Genomic DNA, 16,234 nt, shown 5'->3' with positions numbered 1-16,234 from the left:
CTCTTCACTACGGCTTGCAGCATCCTCATGTGTGCAAATGTGGTTGTCGCACAAAACCGCCCGAATACTTACAAACCCATTCCCCTAGAAGGGAATGAAGTTACAGATATTCTCACCGACAAAGATATTCCCACGGGACAAAAGGGATTTGCTCGAGACTATGTGGTTCAAGCGACGAAAGACGATCGCTTAGAAATTTCACTAACGTCCGAAGCCTTTGACACGGTAGTGACGTTACTCGGTAAAGATGGCGATGTGATTGCCGAGAATGATGATGCTGCCAGCGACACGACCAATTCTTTGTTATTTGTCAAAATCCGAAAAGCTGGAACCTATGTCGTGCGCGTGCAATCTTTTGGCGGCAGTAGTGGGGGCAAATTTACCCTGCGTGTCACGAAACTAAGACCTGTGAATTAGCGATTAGCGATCGGTGATTGCTCGATTAGAATTCGATATCGATATCGATTGCCGTTTGCTCGAAGCTGGCTTTGGAGTTTGGGACTGTTTCTGGAATATTCGCTTGAGCGCCGATCGTTGTGACCTTTTGTTCGGCGGTTTCTAGATAAGTGCGGCATTGCTTTGCCAAATTCATCCCCTCTTGGTATAGCTTTAACATTTCCGCGATCGCCACGTCGCCCCGATCGAGCAGATCGACGATTTCTTCGAGGCGTTGGACTTGTTGTTCAAAGGACTTGGGCATTGTTAAGGGAGAAGGTAATTGGGAACGACTAAAAGCTAATCGCTATTTTCTTGTGGAATTACTAGTTCAATTTTGGCATGGGCGATTTCAGTATGACGGACAATTTCGATGCGATCGCAGTTTGATAGGGATTCATGGGCAGCGATCGGACAATCTTGGTAGCGTAACAGGGCAAAGCCACGCTGTAATGGCGCTAAGGGGTGTAAAGAATGCAGGTGGGATGCGATCGCTTCGAGTTGGGTCTTGGCTTGACGGAGATTGCGCGTCATGGCTTTTTGCATCAAGCTCTCAGCTTCATCAATTTGCTGCTGATAGGTTTTAATCTGACTGTTTATATTCTGAAAGCCGTAGCTATTTATGAGTCCGTCAATTTTTTGCTGATATTGTTTTAGCGTCAAATTCATGTAGGTCGTTAGCTGCTGTTGATAGCCATCAATCTGTTGTAAGAGCTCGGCGCGATCGCATTGGGTCACCAATTCAGCCGCCCCTGTGGGAGTTGCTGCCCGCACATCTGCGACAAAATCCGCGATCGTGAAATCGGTTTCATGTCCTACGGCTGAGACAATAGGAATTTTGGACAGGTAAATAGCCTCGGCAACTTCTAGGCTATTAAATGCCCAGAGATCCTCCAACGAGCCACCACCGCGACCCACAATGATGACATCCAGATCGATCTGATTGAGCCGCCTGATTGCCGCCGCAACTTCGATAGGAGCCGTATCGCCTTGAACTGTAGCAGCACAGACATAGACATGGCAGTGAGGCGATCGCCGTTTTAACGTGCTGAGAATATCTTGAATGGCTGCGCCTGTGGGGGAAGTAACCACGCCGATTTTGAGCGGTAGCCATGGCAAAGCTTGCTTGATTTCTGGGTTGAAAAAGCCCCGTGCTTGTAAATCTTGTTTGAGCGCCTCAAACGCCAGATATAGATCGCCTTGACCCGCAGCCACCATGCTATCGCAATCAATTTGATATTTCCCTCTGGTTGGGTAAATCGTGAGTTTCCCGCCAACAACTACTCTCATCCCATCCGTGGGGATAAATGCTAAAGGCTTACTGCTCCACATCACGCAATCAATCAGGGCAGCGTCATCCTTGAGGGCAAAATAACGATGTCCTGAGTAAGCCGTTTTGAAACCTGAAATCTCCCCTGTAACCCTGACTTCACCAATACCTTCTTTGAGTAATTGGGCGATCGCTTGGGTGATTGCAGAAACGCTAACGGCTCCGTCAATGGCTTTACTGGTCGAACGTTTCTTGGTCACCTTAGTATTTTAAATATAGCGATTTTCAAGCTTAGTTTAGTACATTCTCAATCTTGAAAAGATTCAAGATAGCTCTAAAGGTGAATCTAGAAAATCTATTTCAAATATTTCTGCAAAAGCAACGGTAACTTGATTTCGGACTTTTGCGAATTCTACATTGGGAATGAATTGAGACAGACTACAGCAGGTGCGATCGCTGATTCCACAGGGCACAATTCGCTCGAATCCTGCTAAATCCATATTCACATTTAGGGCAAAGCCATGCATCGTAATCCACCGACTGACTTTGATGCCGATTTGGGCGATTTTTTGTCCATCCACCCATACTCCAGTTAAGCCTTGAATCCGACTGGGGGAGAGACTGTATTGCTCCAATACATGAATGATGACTTGTTCTAGCTGCCGCAGATACCAGTGTAGATCTTGCTTGTAGGCATTTAAATTTAGGATTGGATAACCGACTATTTGACCTGGTGCATGATAGGTAACTTCTCCACCCCGTTCGATGCGATGGCATTCAATCTCAGGATTGCTTAAATCAAATTTGAGGAATTCCAAACTGGAACCCTGTCCTAGGGTGTATACGGGTGGATGTTCCATTAATAGAAGGACATCGGATAACTGACTATTTTGCTGACGTGCCAGCATCAGCTCTCTTTGCCATTGCCAAGCGGTCAAATAGGGGATGGGGCGATCGCTTTGATATAGATAACAAGGTCGGCTCACGATCGCTCACGATTTAAAGAATGGATTGCCCAACGCAGATAGCCTTGACTGGCAGCAATCACAGGCACAGCAATAATCTCTGGTTCGCTATAGGGGTGCAGCGATCGCAGCCTTGCTTCTAAGGCATCATAGTTTCTCAACAAGGTCTTGATCATGAGTAAAAATTCTGGCTCCGTACAGATTTCTCCCTGCCAAAAGTAGGTCGAGATCAACCCGGGAAAAACCTGTACGCAGGCGGCATGATGTTCTTCGACTAAAATCTGTGACAACCTCGTTGCCATCCCTTGATCTGGCAATGTTGTCATCACAATGACTAAATCATCATCCCCTTGCATAAGATCTGAGTACATCAGGCGTTTACATGCTATGCATTACATAAAAAACTGAGCTAGAAAAATTACAATTTCTAGTCCGAATATCTTGCAGCATACAGCACTCTTTTGCAATTTCATCATTCTGGAATCTGACTTTGCCATCCAAACTTCCAGAATGACGACAGTTAGGTTGAGGGACTTTCTTGACTTTCGGGAGTTGTCTCGACTTTGCTGGAATTTTGTTCTGCTTGCCGCTGCCGTTTTTTTCGTTCGGCTTCCACCAAATCAACCATCATCTGGCGGGCTTGGGCAACTTTCTCAAGGTTAGAGCGATAGAGATCGAGGTCTTTAAATAAGCGTTCGGAGCCGATCTTTAAAGCTTCACCTACCTGCTTAATTAGGTCTTGGCGTTTGTCATTGTCAGCGATCGCCTCAGGATCGACGATTTCTAGCAATGTAAAAATGCCGACAGCAAATAGACGGCTGTACTTAAATTTGGGGTTTGCCGCGATCGCGCGCACCTGTGGCATCAAAGGATCGAGATTGACATTGGCTTCTAAGGTTGTCAGCAAACTTTTGACCTCAGCAGGCGATCGCATGGCAAGTTCGCTGAGTTGAGAAGCTTCTTGGCGCAGTTGCTCGGGGTTAAAGTGCAATGCTTGAGCTAAAGCCGTAAAAATCGTGTGACGATCTGCTTCAGGACTGTAGCCAACCGTGAATCGGTCAAAAGCAGTTACGACACCAAGTCCAAAGATGGAGTCATAGGCAAAAGGCTGGCTCACTATTAGCAGATGGATCTCTACCAACAGTTCGTCGATTACACGGCGGTAAATTGAATTTACAGGCTTGGGAAACCCTCTGTAAAAATCACGTTTGGTATCAGAAACAGTGCGAACAGTATTCACGATGGACAAAAACCTAAAGGCAAAATTAATAATTCCATCATCTCATAGATAGGAATCTAGGCATTCTGCTAAGGGAGGATTTATCTTAAGGTGCGACAAATTTTAGAGCGTTAAAAGTCTAATAGACCTGTACCCATTCATGAACTTCATAGTCTGTCCAAATTTGGTTTTGCCAGTAAGGATCGGACTCAATTAACTGTTTTGCCAAGGCTTCATCCTCCGCTACATAGACGGCAAAGACCTTGGTTACATCCTGTGTCGGTCCAATCGTGGTTAACTGCCCTGACTCATGCAGAGCCTTAAGGTTATCGAGATGGGCTTGGCGGTAGGGGGCACGCTTTTCTAACACATTGTCACAATAGCTGCCCCACATCACGTACTTCTTCATAATTTAGAAATCTTCAGCTTTCATCATAATTAGAATACTTAAAGCTTGAATATCCAAGGATGAAGCTTATTTAAAACAAAATTTATCAACGATCAGGGCAAGGGCTGTGGCAAAGATGGTGATGCCAATTCCGACAAAAACATTTTGACCTTGACTGACACTAATACAGGCAACCGTCCCAGCTCCCATTGCCGCTGTAACTGCTGCGACGAGAGGATCTTTTGTGGTGTTCTTGTACATGATTTTTAAGCCTTATCAGGAATAAGTTTTTAAATAACGGTTGAAAAATAGCAGTCAGTAAAGTGAATCGCTAAAAGTTGCTTTCACGACTAACAACCTACAACAGTCAAACGCTTACCTAGTAATTCTCAATAAATCTTTTACAAATCCCTGTAAAGAACTTAATACTCGTTAATAACTTAAAGCCTATTTAATCAATGTGAAACTATCGACGAATAGGTCAAACGTCTTGTCTGGCGAAGTGTCTGACTCTGGTTTATAGGAATAGATTCGATATGAAAATTTCTCTACATTAATTAATAAAACTTTAACTCGCCAATTTGCAGAGGTTCCTGATTTGTTGGCGATTTTTTGCGTATATTCCAACTGAGAACCTGACTTGCCACCCTTGCTTTTGACATCATAGGCAGTAGATTTTAGGCCTTTGGGCGTTTCAGCGGCAGGTTCTAAAGCAGTTACGGATTGACTGTCCGATTTATCCATGGGAATCCGCGCTACGATCGCATAGCTTTGGTTATTCGGGTCAGAGGAAGGCGAACTAAACCGTACCAGATTTTGCCCAGAGGCTTCTAGCCCTTCATCTTGAACCTGCCAGTCTTTGGGATAGCGTAGGGTATAGCCCGCTCCAGAGAATTTGTTGGTGCTGTCAGGCTTAGCATCTTCGGAACTACATAACTCGATCGCACTGCCATCTTGATTGGTATGCAGGGTATAGCGGCTGCTCTCAGCTTGCAGCACAATTTCAAACCCAGTTTGGGTAGGCGCAACTGTTTGGCACAGGTCAGCTTGACTCAATTGCTGGACGGATTGGGCTTGGGTAGCGATCGCCACAGAGGTTGCCAGTTTGAGTTGCGATCGGAGATAGCTCTCAGCTTTTTGGATCGCTTCCGGCGGCACGCTTGTGGGTGTTGATTGACAGGCAGTTAAAAGAGAGAGCGTGGAAAGCCCTATACCGCATACAGAAAGTTTAAACACAGAAGGCCTAGGAATAAAGCGCATAATCAGTTACTGTAGCGCTCTTCGGCAAAAGGTTCGCCGCGACGATGATAGCCATTGCGCTCCCAAAAGCCCAGCTTCTCTTGTTCGAGAAACTCTAGTCCATTAATCCATTTCGCACTTTTCCAAGCATAGAGGTGTGGCACGACCAAGCGCAAAGGCCCCCCATTATCCACGGGTAAGGGTTTGCCTTGCAGGGTATGGGCAAAGAAATTCTGTTCGAGCAAAAAATCATCGAGGGCAATGTTGGTGGTGTAGCCGCCATAGCAATGCTGCATGACATGAGCAGCTTTGGGGTCGAGTTCTACCAACTTCATAAAATCCAACACTTTCACCCCTGTCCATTGCACATCTAGCTTTGACCATGTGGTAACGCAGTGAAAGTCGATGGTGAAATCATGTTGTGGCAATGCCATTAAATCCGACCAACTAAGGGTTATCTCTTTGGCAAGTCCCCAAACCTTAAACTGCCATTCTTCGGTTGTGACTTGAGGTGTCGTGCCATAGGTCATAATCGGAAATCCGTTAGTCAAGCGCTGACCAGGTGGCACTCGGTTATTTCCTCGATCTTGAGACTTGGAAAATATACCCCCAAACATAATTCACCTATGTTGATGCTTAATTTAGTTGTGGCTATTATAAGCCCCCTAGCCCCCAGAAGTGGGGGAACAGAATCTCTTAAAGTTCTCCAGTTGTTACAGGCTGAATTTCTGCCAAGGTAAGTCGCTCTTGCCATGCAGGATTAGATCGCGGGTAATCTGAGCCGTGATCGGAGCCATCAACATTCCGTTACGATAATGTCCGATCGCTACCAAAACATGGGGATGATGCGGTAAAAATCCTAAAATGGGGGCTTTGTTCGCTTTGGGGCGAGGGCGATCGCCTGCCCAAGTCTCTAGAACTTTAGCCTTGGCAAAATCGGGACAGAAAGCGATCGCACTTTCTAACAATAAGGGGATATTCGCTTCCATGGGCAACTGCTGATTTGATTGGGTGGCTTCAAATTCAACAGTTGCACCGACCCAATAGCGATCGCTGCCAAGCGGCACAATATTAATGTAAGGACCTTCGCTCGGTTCGGCATGGACGACTTGCCGCAAATTTAAATTGGGTACATGGACGGCGATCGCCTGTCCGCCCACCGCTTGCAATAATTCTGCATCTGGCTCGTCGGTTGAGCATTGGGTTGGCAATAAAGTGGGTAATAACGGGGCAAGCAAAGCATTCGCGCCCATTCCAGCCGTGATTACGATCCAATTTGAGTCCGAGTGGGAATGCGATAAATCTTCGGGTAAATCTTGCAAAGAAGCGATCGGGCAATTCCAGCGAAACTGCACGCCATTCCGCTCAGAGGCTTTGACCAAGCTTTGGACAAATTTAGTTGGGTGAATGGTGCGATCGCAGGGACTATACAATCCACCACTCACTTGAAACTGAGGATATTGCACGCCGAGGTCTGGCTGACTGAGCCAATGTAATGGAAACCCCTGGGCCTCGCGGTAAGGGATCAAGGTTTGACACCTCGCCGCAGCTTCAGAGTCGCCATAGAGACAAAGAATGCCCCGATGGTAGGGAATCTCTTGTTCCGTTGCGGCAGCTAACTCATCCACGAGGCGATCGTAGTGACACAGGCTTGCCAGACGCAGCATCACTAAATGCCCTCGCATTGTTTGGCTACAGGCAGCCATCAAGACCCCCAAAGCTGCCCCAGTCGAACCTCGAGCAGGGTGTGACGCTGCCTCTAATACGACGATCTGAAGGTCAGCCTCATCTGCGACTTTACTTAACTCGTAGGCAAGGACTGCACCAACCACACCACAGCCGATAATTGTGACTTGGCTTGTCATGCTTTCATGGCGCGATCGCTACGATCCTGATGAGGTGCGACGACGGCGAGATGCCGCAGGCGACTGAATCGGTGGCTCCTCCTTCTTAGTCCCAGAATCTTCTGTGGATTCAAGTGCAGCCTTTGAAGGCTTACTGCTCGACTCACCATTCTGGACTTCTACCGACTGAGAAAGTTGCTCTGGTTGAGCCGCAAAATCATCGGAAAAATCATCGGGCCGATCGAGGCGATCGTACTCATCATCTTGGTCTGACGTTGGACTGATATCCAATAAGTCATTGCCATCCGCAGATCCATCGGCCGCATCAGAAATTTGCGATGCCTGAGGAACCTCCAAAGCTGGAATTTGGGGAGCCATACCCGGCAAGGTCACCGTCACAATGCTATTGCGCGGATCTTTGACTTCGCGATCGACCAACAGCAAGGGAGAAATTCCCATAAAGGCATAGATATCTTGCTCTTCTTCCGTCATCTCCACAACCACAATTTCGGGTGGCTCAAGTTTAGGTCGGGGTGTTTCACGACGACCGATCCGCTCTTGGGGGATGACTTCTGGCTCGGCTTCAACGGGAGGTGGCGTTGGAACCACAGTTCTGGCTGAAGACAATACGGGAACTTTAGAGGGTGGCTCTCTTGTCTCAAATCGAGGCTCTATACGCGACTCAGGTCTTGGTTCAGACCGAGATTCCGTCCGTAAGCGACCTTCACGCCCTTCACGGGTTTCGATCGCAATGGGTGGCTTTTCTGAATCGCGGGTTTCACGGGCATCGCGATCGCGTCCGGGGGGAGCATTGCGTTTGCGACGGCGAGAATTACCGTTGCGTTCTTGATAGCTAGGATGGTTGACCAGATTGGGTTCAATTCCGCCACTGAGTGGGGAATCATCCTCTAGCAGCTCTGTCGTCAAATCGAGCTTAGAGGTATAGCGGGCTTCCCACTGACGGGTTGTAGAGTCAACGGTTTGCGCGGCCGAGTCACCGGGTAAATGCACCAGATGACCTAGACCGTTACAGGTGGGACAGGGACGACCAAATAGCTCGTAAATGCTTTGACCTTGACGTTTGCGGGTTAGCTCTACCAGCCCCAATTCAGTCAATTGGGCAATTTGAGGGCGAGATTTATCCGCACGGAGGGCTTTGTTAAAATGCTCTAACAGTTGCATCTGATCGCGGCGCGTGTCCATATCAATGAAGTCCACGACGATCACACCCGCAATGTTACGCAGTCGAACTTGACGAGCGACCTCGGCGGCTGCCTCACAGTTTGTCCATAAAACGGTTTCGCGAGATGTCTGAGATTTTGTAAAGGAGCCAGAGTTAACATCAATCACCGTAAGCGCTTCGGTTGGCTCGATGATAATGTAACCGCCACTGGGCAGATCGACTCTGGGTCTTAATGCTTCGCGGATGGCAGCATTGACGCGGAAATATTCCAGAATTGAAGCCCGTTCGCGATGTTGATCGAGCGATAGGCCACTGGGAATTTTGCCATCCCCCCAATTGAGTAAATGGTGTTTGACTCGTCTCAGCCCATCACTGGTATCGGTGACAATACGGTTGACTTCGCTGGAGTACAGATCGCGCAGTACTTTTTGAATGAAGTCGCGATCGCGATCGAGCAGACTGGGATGACGGGTCGTAGAAGCATCCTGTTGAACCGCTTCCCACTGTTTTTGGAGATTGTCTAAATCTTCAATAATTTGCTCTTCGGGCATGCCTTCAGCTTCGGTGCGTACCAACAGCCCCATGCCCGAGGGTTTGATTAAAATCGCCAAGGCTCTGAGCCGATTGCGCTCAGTTTCAGTGCGAATACGACGAGATAGGTTTACCCCCCGTCCAAACGGAATTAATACGACATATCTGCCTGGTAGCGAGATATTGCCTGTGAGGCGAGGTCCTTTATTGCCCGTAGGCTCTTTCATGACCTGCACCAAAACCCTTTGCTGCGGAGACACCAGATCGCTGATGTTGCCCGCAGAACGGCGCATTTTTAAAGGACCTAGATCGGTAATGTGAATAAAGCCATTTCGTTCCCCATCGCCAATATTGACAAAGGCGGCATCTATGCTGGTTAAAACATTTTCGACCACACCTAAGTAGATATCCCCGACTTGATGCGTCCCAGTGGCAACGATAATTTCTTCAATCTGGTCTTCGCTGAATACAGCAGCCGTCCGATGCTGCTCAGCAATGATAATTTGCTTGGGCATCCAATTTCCTCAGAATTTTTGAGTTAGTTGAGCCAGTCTAAGAACCCATAATGCTTAGTGGCTGCTTGGGTGGCTGTTAAGAGCATGACACACCCAAAATCTTAAGAGCTAAAAGCTCAAAGTACAGATTACAGTTGATGTTTTGCCTATGCTCTACCCTTGTCATCTCTAAAGAGATTTAAGTATTAGTCCATGATCTGATTCGATCTGACTCAGGCTTTTGGCTAACATCTCACACCTTACCTTTTGTCACCTTACCCTTTGTACTTAGCCACCAAAAATTCAGTTTTGGAGCTAAAAGCTTAAGTCTACTGAAACTTACTGAGTAAGAGATTCAGTGCGTTTTAGTAAATTTTAGAGTTTAGTAGATTTGAGTCTCAAATTTAAGTTTCAAATATAAACTTGGAACCTTGAGTTAAAACCGTTGCTAAATCAAGGAATGGTATTGCTAAATTGAGGATGGGGTTTTCCCGATAAGAGAAATCACCGCTTCACCCTTTATTCATGCATTCTTTAATGTTTATGCAACGCTAAATCCAAAGCTAAATTTGGGCTAAATGCTTGTGTGGTGCAAGATCTGAAAGCTACTGATTTGACAGCATAGCAATACAAACCGTCACAAATTAAACGTCAATAACTATACCCGCAATTTCCGTATATAGTCAGTGAAATTTGAAATTTAACTTAGCGAAACTCTTAGACCGACTATAAGCTACACGTACCTAAGTAGACTGCCTAAACTTATGACTTAACTTTTACAAGTGACATCAGGTCTTGAGGCATAGGTGAAAGCAACGCAAGCAAGATATATTCTTTTGCTCGGTTATATGTAGCCTAGTTTAGTATTATAGCGTAGCTTTGAACGATAGAATTGCTGAGGTGTTTTTAAGCGTGAGGATATTCCCCTGATTACTCGCATCGTCTTAGTACGTCATGGTGAAAGTACATTTAACACCAATAATATGGTGCAAGGTCGCGGCAACCTAGATCGACCAGAACTTCAGTCCGTCTTGACCGAAAAAGGTCAGCAACAAGCTGGCTTGGCAGGTGCTGCTCTTGCCAGTTTGCATTTTGATGCGGCCTATGTCAGCCCTTTGCTCCGCGCTCGCCAAACGGCTGAGCAGATACTGGCAGCTAGTTCTAGTCCGCCACCCGTTACGTTTCATGAGGGTTTGTGTGAAATCAACCTGCCTGCATGGGAGGGGTTGACTTTTGACGAGGTGCGATCGCAATTTCCCGATCAATTTCACAATTGGGAGCACGAGCCGCATAAGTTGGTGGTTAGCGATCGCTACCCCGTTCTCGATTTGTTCGAGCAGGCAAAGGCATTTTGGCAAGAGACTTTGCCCAAGCATGTCGGACAAACGATTTTGATCGTCGGTCATAGTGGCGTCAATCGTGCCTTGATTTCTACAGTTATCGGACTAAAGCCAGCGCAGTATCACCATTTGCAGCAGATTAACTGTGCGATTAGCGTCTTAAATTTTGCAGGGGACGATCTTTCAAATTTAGGTTCGGATTTAAGCAAAGTACAGGTGCAGATGGAGTCCTTGAACTTGACAAGCCACCTCAGTTCCCTAACCAAAGCGGTTTTGCCGCCAACCCGTAAAGTCCATATCGGACCGCGCATTTTACTCGTGCGTCATGGTGAGACCGATTGGAATCGTCAAAAACGTTTTCAAGGACAAATTGACGTGCCCTTGAATGCCAAGGGTGAAGAACAAGCGCAGCAAGCCGCTGACTTTTTGGCGTCTGTGCCGATTCACAAAGCTTTTAGCAGTCCCATGCTGCGGCCCAAAGACACTGCCCTCAAGATTTTGACCCATCACCCTGATGTGGACATGGAATATTTTGACGAACTGAAAGAAATTTCCCATGGACTCTGGGAAGGCAAATTTGAAGCTGAAATTGAAGCAGAATTTGCAGGCGAACTGGAAAAATGGCAAAAAACACCTGAAATTGTCCAAATGCCTGAGGGCGAAAATCTGCAGCAGGTTTGGGACAGAGTTGCCGAGGCGTGGCTGCAAATCATTCGCGCTACTCCCGCAGGTGAGACAGCTTTGGTTGTGGCGCACGATGCCGTGAATAAAGCGATTCTCTGTCAGTTGTTTGGCTTTGAACCTGAAAAATTCTGGATATTTAAGCAGGGTAATGGTGGGGTGAGTGTGATTGATTATTACAAGGGTTACGAGCATCCACCGATGTTGCAAGCGATGAATATCACCACGCATCTATCCAATAGCGTGTTCGATCAAACAGCCGCAGGGGCTTTGTAGGTTAACAGTCACCCATTTTTTACAATCCCAAAAAAGAAGGGGCAATTCATGAATTGCCCCTTCTTTATCTATGTATTATTTCTGATTGCTGCGTCAGATAACGAATAACAAAGCATCAATAACTATGTGTTGGTCTTTCAGTTAGACTTAATTTCGGCGCGTGTGTTGAGGTTTGTATGAAGGCAAAATCAATTTTTATTGGCATTGCAGTTGCTGCAATTTTTTTACTGGTTCTGAGTTTTACAGCAGTATCTAAGGTGCTGAGTGCCAATCCTAGCGATCTCTTGCAGGGTGTAAAAACACAACCGCAAGCCGTTAACTTTTTACCAAAGCGATCGCCGCTTTTCTTCTCCTTTCTAGTCAACCCCGATCGCCTGAGCCTATTCGCGCAATTGGCTGCTAAGTCCAGCGATCGCGCCAGCATTAAAAACGAATTTCGCCGCCTCAAACAGCAGCTTCAGCAAGAATGGGCGCTAGATTATGACAGCGATATTCAGCCTTGGGTAGGCAATGAAATCACCTTGGCAGTGACCACAACTGACATCGATCGCCAGAGTGACAATGGCTTACAACCTGGTTATCTCCTAGCCTTCTCAACAAGCAATGTAGAACTAACAAAAGCATCTGTAGAAAAATTTTGGCAGCGGCAGGCAATTGGAGGATCGGATTTAGGATTTGAGCAATATCAGGGCATCCCGATTGTTTTTGCCAATACTCCGTTACCCAATTTAGGGCAAGAGGCAGCGATCGCCAGTGCCACGATTGGTAAATTTGTGCTATTCGCCAATGATGTCAAAGTCATTCGTAATGCCATTAACGACTTACAAGTGCCCGATCTTGCTTTAGCAGGACTAGATACCTACAAAGCAAGCGTCAAGCAACTTACGCAAGGCAGAATTGGTCTAGCTTTTGCCAATTTTGCCGAACTAAGCACATGGGGAACAGCCGGTGGGGTCTTACCTAAAAATCTCACAAATTTACCGAAAGCAGTCCTATCCTTAGGTCTTGGTCTGGATCGTCAAGGGCTCGAGGCTGAAACAGTCCTGACGCTCGATCCCCTCGCTGCAAATATAGCCTTAGCGGGAAATCATTCCAATGCTAAAGCCCAAAACCAAAAAAATTCCAATCCAATTACCGAGCTTATTCCCGCTGGTAGTTCTGTGCTGGTCGGTCGCAACCTCAGCCAAACCCTCCAGCAAATTTCTACAACCCTCAAGCCTTACCCAGAGTTAAATGCAAGCTTCACCAGTGCGATCGCTGCCTTAACTGCAAATTCTAGTTTGAGCTTTGTGGGGTCGCCCGTAGAGGAGGCAAACAGAGAGTGGTTGCAGGGGGATTATGCGATCGCGGCTCTACCCAATGCTTTGGGCAAATCGGACTGGGTATTGATTGCCGAGAATAAAGCACCGAGTGCTGTGAAAGCAGCGATCGATCGGCTAGATGCGCTAGCCCGCAACGCCAAACTAACCGTAGGGGATTTGAGTCTCAACGATCGAAATCTCACAGTTTGGACGCAGTTAACGGCTGTAACCAATCCTAAAGACGCTTTAGCGGCAGCATCTATCAATGGCAGCGTCGCGATCGCCCATACCAAAATTGCGCCCAATTCAAAATATGTAATTTTCTCGAACTCAATTGAGGCTGTAGAAAAGGTTTTATCGAGCGATCGCGACTCAATTGCACGATCTCCTAGGTTTAAGAACCTTGCCGAAAAGCTACCCAGTAATTTGTCAGGATTTGCCTATATCGATCGCAAAACCAATCTAGATGACTGGATCGCCAAATTCCCGCTACTCCCAACCACGTTGAAGGCACTTCAAGGATCGCCTTTGCAATTGCTGTTAGACCATATTGAAGTGATAAACCTTGCGAGTACTGCTACCAATGGTTCGAGTCTGCGCGGTGAGATCTCGATCGCGCTCAAGTAGGTCTGATAAACTTTAAGAACTATTTTGCATTCCTTAAAAATTTTATAAACCCAAAATGAAGCAGGCAGACGCAGACCCACTGCCCCTGCATTAAATTCACAATCATTATAAAAATACCTATTCAAATCTTCTAAAGACATGACGACAATTCAAACTACCCCTGCTGATGTCTTTACCTTGGCATCATGGTTGGCGGGAGACTTTAGCAACTGGGAGCAAGCGATCGAAAATCCGCCCTTTTTTGCGCATATTCGAGTTTGCATTCGACCATTGCCAGTTATCCCCAGTACAGAGCCACCCGAGGGCGTCTGGTTGTACTCCGAGCAGTCCTATGATTTTGAGTTAAACCACCCCTATCGCACGGCGATCTTGAATATCGTGTCAAGGGGCGACCACCTTGAAATTGTGAACTACAAACTTAAAGAAGCCGAAAAATACTTTGGTGCAAGCCGTCAACCCGATCGATTGCAAGAACTTACACCCGAGCAACTGGACAAACTTTGCGGCTGCACCATGTTGGTACATCGCACCGAGAACAATACCTTTAAGGGTGCGATCGAGCCGGGCAAACAATGTTGCGTCGTGCGTAAGGGCAAATCAACTTACCTTGTGAATGAATTTGAAGTGGGAGAGCATTTCTTTTCTAGCCTCGATCGCGGTCACGACCCAGAGACAGATGAGCGAGTTTGGGGGTCAGTCGCTGGGCCATTTGAATTTACCAAAAAGACCAGCTTTGCTACGGAAGTTCGGTCTCACGAGGTTTCTTCGGTATAATTAGTCACGAATAATTAGCTGCTGAGTCTAGCAAAAATTTGTAGGCGTAATTTTCGTTGACAGTTAAGTTCGTAAATCGTTTATAGGTGTTAGTTTGAAAGTTCTTGTTATTGGTAATGGCGGTAGAGAACATGCCATTGCATGGAAGCTTTTACAGTCCCCAGAAATTACCCAGGTTTTCTGTATTCCTGGGAATGGGGGAACCGCAACGACACCCAAATGCCGCAATGTGTCGCTGTCAATCGATGATTTTGAGGGAATGCTCAGATTTGCCCAAGTACAGGGAGTTGCCTTGACCGTTGTGGGACCAGAATTGCCTCTATCTCAAGGGATTGTGGACTTTTTTCATAGTGCCGAAGCCCCAATTTTTGGGCCGACCAAAAAGGGCGCACAGATTGAGTCCAGTAAAGCTTGGGCAAAAGAACTGATGCAGGCTGCTGGCATTCCAACGGCGGCTAGTGCTGTTTTTAGAGATGCAGCCAGTGCTGTAGCCTATGTGCAACAGCAGGGTGCGCCGATCGTGATTAAAGCCGATGGTTTGGCAAGTGGTAAAGGGGTAACGGTTGCCATGACTCTAGAGCAGGCCGAAGAAGCGATCGCGAAAATCTTTAGCGGACAATTTGGTGCGGCAGGTGAGATGGTTGTGATTGAAGAATATCTCACAGGACAAGAGCTGTCCGTTCTTGCCATTACCGATGGGTTGACCATTCGCCCTCTATTGCCTGCTCAAGACCATAAGCGGCTGGGAGATGGCGACATTGGCCCCAATACAGGCGGGATGGGAGCCTATGCCCCTGCACCGATCGCTACGCCTGAGCTAATGGCGAAAATTCAATCTAAGGTACTAGAACCTGCGATCGCGGCTCTCCGAGAAAAGGGAATTGACTATCGCGGCTGTCTCTACGCAGGCTTGATGATTACGCCTGGTGGTGAACCCATGGTAATCGAGTTTAACTGTCGATTTGGCGATCCTGAGACGCAGGCAATTTTGCCTCTTTTAGATACTCCCTTAGAAAAACTGTTGCTTGCCTGTATTGAGCGCCGTTTAGAAAAAATGCCGCCGATCGCATGGAAACCTCAAGCTTCTGTCTGTGTTGTGATGGCAGCGAGTGGCTATCCCGAAAAAGTAGAACTCGGCAAATTTATTACAGGCCTCGGGAAAGCTGAGGAATCTGGAGCCGTTGTGTTTCAAGCAGGTACAAAGCTTAAAAACAATAGCCTGATTACCAGTGGTGGAAGGGTTTTAGGTGTAACCGCCACAGGCGAAAATATTCAAGCAGCGATCGCTTCGGCTTACAGTGCGATCGAGTCCATTGACTATGACGGAGCGATCTTTCGGAAAGATATTGCCAGCCGCGCGATCGCGACCTAATTCTCTCTAACAACGAAGAGATGTAAGCTTAACAATCCAAAAGCCCCCTAAATCCCCAAATTCTAGGGGACTTATACCAATTTCTCTTAAATTTGCGACAGATCGATCTTTGAGTTCCGCGCAAAGCGCGGTCTTTTCAAAAAGATGCAACGCATCTTTTTTTGAAAATGGTATTAAACTGGACTTTGGACTAGAAAAAGAAAAAAAGGCAGCAGGTGCTTGGCACAAACTGCCAAAAGAGCAATGATCAATTAACCAAAATTGACATTGACAATAATGATTTTCCAGAAACTCC

The 16,234-nt window shown here is 46.8% G+C and carries 17 protein-coding genes; 5 read left to right on the top strand and 12 right to left on the bottom strand.

Annotated features, from left to right (window positions below):
* Positions 1 to 27 precede the first annotated feature (27 nt).
* Complete coding sequence (locus ACP2WE_RS20865) at positions 28 to 417, top strand: PPC domain-containing protein (protein ID WP_425217463.1); 390 nt, start codon at positions 28 to 30, stop codon at positions 415 to 417.
* 25 nt (positions 418 to 442) lie between these two features.
* Here ACP2WE_RS20865 and xseB read toward each other — a convergent pair whose 3' ends face one another.
* The 11 genes from xseB to rne all read right to left on the bottom strand — a co-directional run bounded on the left by xseB (position 443) and on the right by rne (position 9,589).
* Complete coding sequence (gene xseB / locus ACP2WE_RS20860; RefSeq protein ID WP_425217462.1) at positions 443 to 700, bottom strand: exodeoxyribonuclease VII small subunit; 258 nt, start codon at positions 698 to 700, stop codon at positions 443 to 445.
* Between the two features lie 35 nt (positions 701 to 735).
* Positions 736 to 1,965: an exodeoxyribonuclease VII large subunit gene (gene xseA, locus ACP2WE_RS20855; protein ID WP_425217461.1), complete on the bottom strand. Its 1,230-nt coding sequence runs from the start codon at positions 1,963 to 1,965 to the stop codon at positions 736 to 738.
* A 63-nt stretch (positions 1,966 to 2,028) separates the two neighbouring features.
* Positions 2,029 to 2,691 carry a lipoyl(octanoyl) transferase LipB gene (gene lipB / locus ACP2WE_RS20850; protein ID WP_425217460.1) on the bottom strand — a complete coding sequence of 221 codons (663 nt, stop codon included), beginning with the start codon at positions 2,689 to 2,691 and terminating at the stop codon, positions 2,029 to 2,031.
* Positions 2,688 to 3,041, bottom strand: coding sequence for a divalent-cation tolerance protein CutA (gene cutA, locus ACP2WE_RS20845; protein WP_425217459.1), 354 nt, complete (start codon positions 3,039 to 3,041; stop codon positions 2,688 to 2,690). Before cutA ends, lipB begins: the two co-directional genes overlap by 4 nt.
* Positions 3,042 to 3,190: 149 nt before the next feature.
* Positions 3,191 to 3,910, bottom strand: a complete 720-nt coding sequence (psb29, locus tag ACP2WE_RS20840) for a photosystem II biogenesis protein Psp29 (protein ID WP_425217458.1) — start codon at positions 3,908 to 3,910, stop codon at positions 3,191 to 3,193.
* Positions 3,911 to 4,028: 118 nt separating this feature from the next.
* Positions 4,029 to 4,298: a YciI family protein gene (locus ACP2WE_RS20835; RefSeq protein ID WP_425217457.1), complete on the bottom strand. Its 270-nt coding sequence runs from the start codon at positions 4,296 to 4,298 to the stop codon at positions 4,029 to 4,031.
* A 66-nt stretch (positions 4,299 to 4,364) separates the two neighbouring features.
* Entirely contained in the window at positions 4,365 to 4,538 is a 174-nt protein-coding gene (locus ACP2WE_RS20830) for a hypothetical protein (RefSeq protein ID WP_330481769.1), read from the bottom strand.
* 186 nt (positions 4,539 to 4,724) lie between these two features.
* Positions 4,725 to 5,513: a hypothetical protein gene (locus ACP2WE_RS20825; protein WP_425217456.1), complete on the bottom strand. Its 789-nt coding sequence runs from the start codon at positions 5,511 to 5,513 to the stop codon at positions 4,725 to 4,727.
* A 26-nt stretch (positions 5,514 to 5,539) separates the two neighbouring features.
* Positions 5,540 to 6,133, bottom strand: a complete 594-nt coding sequence (locus ACP2WE_RS20820) for a sulfite oxidase-like oxidoreductase (protein WP_425217455.1) — start codon at positions 6,131 to 6,133, stop codon at positions 5,540 to 5,542.
* 96 nt (positions 6,134 to 6,229) lie between these two features.
* Positions 6,230 to 7,381 (bottom strand): NAD(P)/FAD-dependent oxidoreductase, encoded by a 1,152-nt coding sequence (locus ACP2WE_RS20815; RefSeq protein WP_425217454.1) that lies wholly within the window; start codon positions 7,379 to 7,381, stop codon positions 6,230 to 6,232.
* 18 nt (positions 7,382 to 7,399) lie between these two features.
* The gene (rne, locus tag ACP2WE_RS20810) at positions 7,400 to 9,589 is read right to left on the bottom strand and encodes a ribonuclease E (RefSeq protein WP_425217453.1); all 2,190 of its coding nucleotides are present in this window, start codon (positions 9,587 to 9,589) and stop codon (positions 7,400 to 7,402) included.
* Between the two features lie 908 nt (positions 9,590 to 10,497).
* Between rne and ACP2WE_RS20805 the strand changes: the two genes are divergently transcribed.
* The 4 genes from ACP2WE_RS20805 to purD all read left to right on the top strand — a co-directional run bounded on the left by ACP2WE_RS20805 (position 10,498) and on the right by purD (position 15,939).
* Positions 10,498 to 11,865, top strand: a complete 1,368-nt coding sequence (locus ACP2WE_RS20805; protein WP_425217511.1) for a histidine phosphatase family protein — start codon at positions 10,498 to 10,500, stop codon at positions 11,863 to 11,865.
* 176 nt (positions 11,866 to 12,041) lie between these two features.
* The gene (locus tag ACP2WE_RS20800; RefSeq protein ID WP_425217452.1) at positions 12,042 to 13,793 is read left to right on the top strand and encodes a DUF3352 domain-containing protein; all 1,752 of its coding nucleotides are present in this window, start codon (positions 12,042 to 12,044) and stop codon (positions 13,791 to 13,793) included.
* 138 nt (positions 13,794 to 13,931) lie between these two features.
* Positions 13,932 to 14,567 (top strand): chromophore lyase CpcT/CpeT, encoded by a 636-nt coding sequence (locus ACP2WE_RS20795; RefSeq protein ID WP_425217451.1) that lies wholly within the window; start codon positions 13,932 to 13,934, stop codon positions 14,565 to 14,567.
* A 94-nt stretch (positions 14,568 to 14,661) separates the two neighbouring features.
* A complete protein-coding gene (gene purD, locus ACP2WE_RS20790; RefSeq protein ID WP_425217450.1) occupies positions 14,662 to 15,939 on the top strand; it encodes a phosphoribosylamine--glycine ligase in 1,278 nt (425 codons plus the stop codon).
* A gap of 6 nt (positions 15,940 to 15,945) precedes the next feature.
* On the opposite strand, the gene ACP2WE_RS20785 is transcribed toward purD, so the two are convergent.
* The coding region (locus ACP2WE_RS20785) for a hypothetical protein (RefSeq protein WP_425217449.1) at positions 15,946 to 16,234 on the bottom strand (289 nt) is incomplete at its 5' end.

Source organism: Tumidithrix helvetica PCC 7403, from assembly GCF_965232925.1.
GTDB classification, from domain to species: domain Bacteria; phylum Cyanobacteriota; class Cyanobacteriia; order Pseudanabaenales; family Pseudanabaenaceae; genus Tumidithrix; species Tumidithrix helvetica.
The sequence above is the reverse complement of the archived record's forward strand: the minus strand, read 5'-3'. Positions and strand labels throughout refer to the sequence as shown.

What these genes read in the sequence shown, in the direction of transcription:
- ACP2WE_RS20800 (WP_425217452.1), top strand. Translation starts at nt 12,042, where the DNA reads ATGAAGGCAAAATCAATTTTTATTGGCATTGCAGTTGCTGCAATTTTT.
- cutA (WP_425217459.1), bottom strand. Translation starts at nt 3,041, where the DNA reads ATGTACTCAGATCTTATGCAAGGGGATGATGATTTAGTCATTGTGATG.
- ACP2WE_RS20830 (WP_330481769.1), bottom strand. Translation starts at nt 4,538, where the DNA reads ATGTACAAGAACACCACAAAAGATCCTCTCGTCGCAGCAGTTACAGCG.
- ACP2WE_RS20865 (WP_425217463.1), top strand. Translation starts at nt 28, where the DNA reads ATGTGTGCAAATGTGGTTGTCGCACAAAACCGCCCGAATACTTACAAA.
- xseB (WP_425217462.1), bottom strand. Translation starts at nt 700, where the DNA reads ATGCCCAAGTCCTTTGAACAACAAGTCCAACGCCTCGAAGAAATCGTC.
- ACP2WE_RS20820 (WP_425217455.1), bottom strand. Translation starts at nt 6,133, where the DNA reads ATGTTTGGGGGTATATTTTCCAAGTCTCAAGATCGAGGAAATAACCGA.
- ACP2WE_RS20835 (WP_425217457.1), bottom strand. Translation starts at nt 4,298, where the DNA reads ATGAAGAAGTACGTGATGTGGGGCAGCTATTGTGACAATGTGTTAGAA.
- ACP2WE_RS20815 (WP_425217454.1), bottom strand. Translation starts at nt 7,381, where the DNA reads ATGACAAGCCAAGTCACAATTATCGGCTGTGGTGTGGTTGGTGCAGTC.
- rne (WP_425217453.1), bottom strand. Translation starts at nt 9,589, where the DNA reads ATGCCCAAGCAAATTATCATTGCTGAGCAGCATCGGACGGCTGCTGTA.
- ACP2WE_RS20795 (WP_425217451.1), top strand. Translation starts at nt 13,932, where the DNA reads ATGACGACAATTCAAACTACCCCTGCTGATGTCTTTACCTTGGCATCA.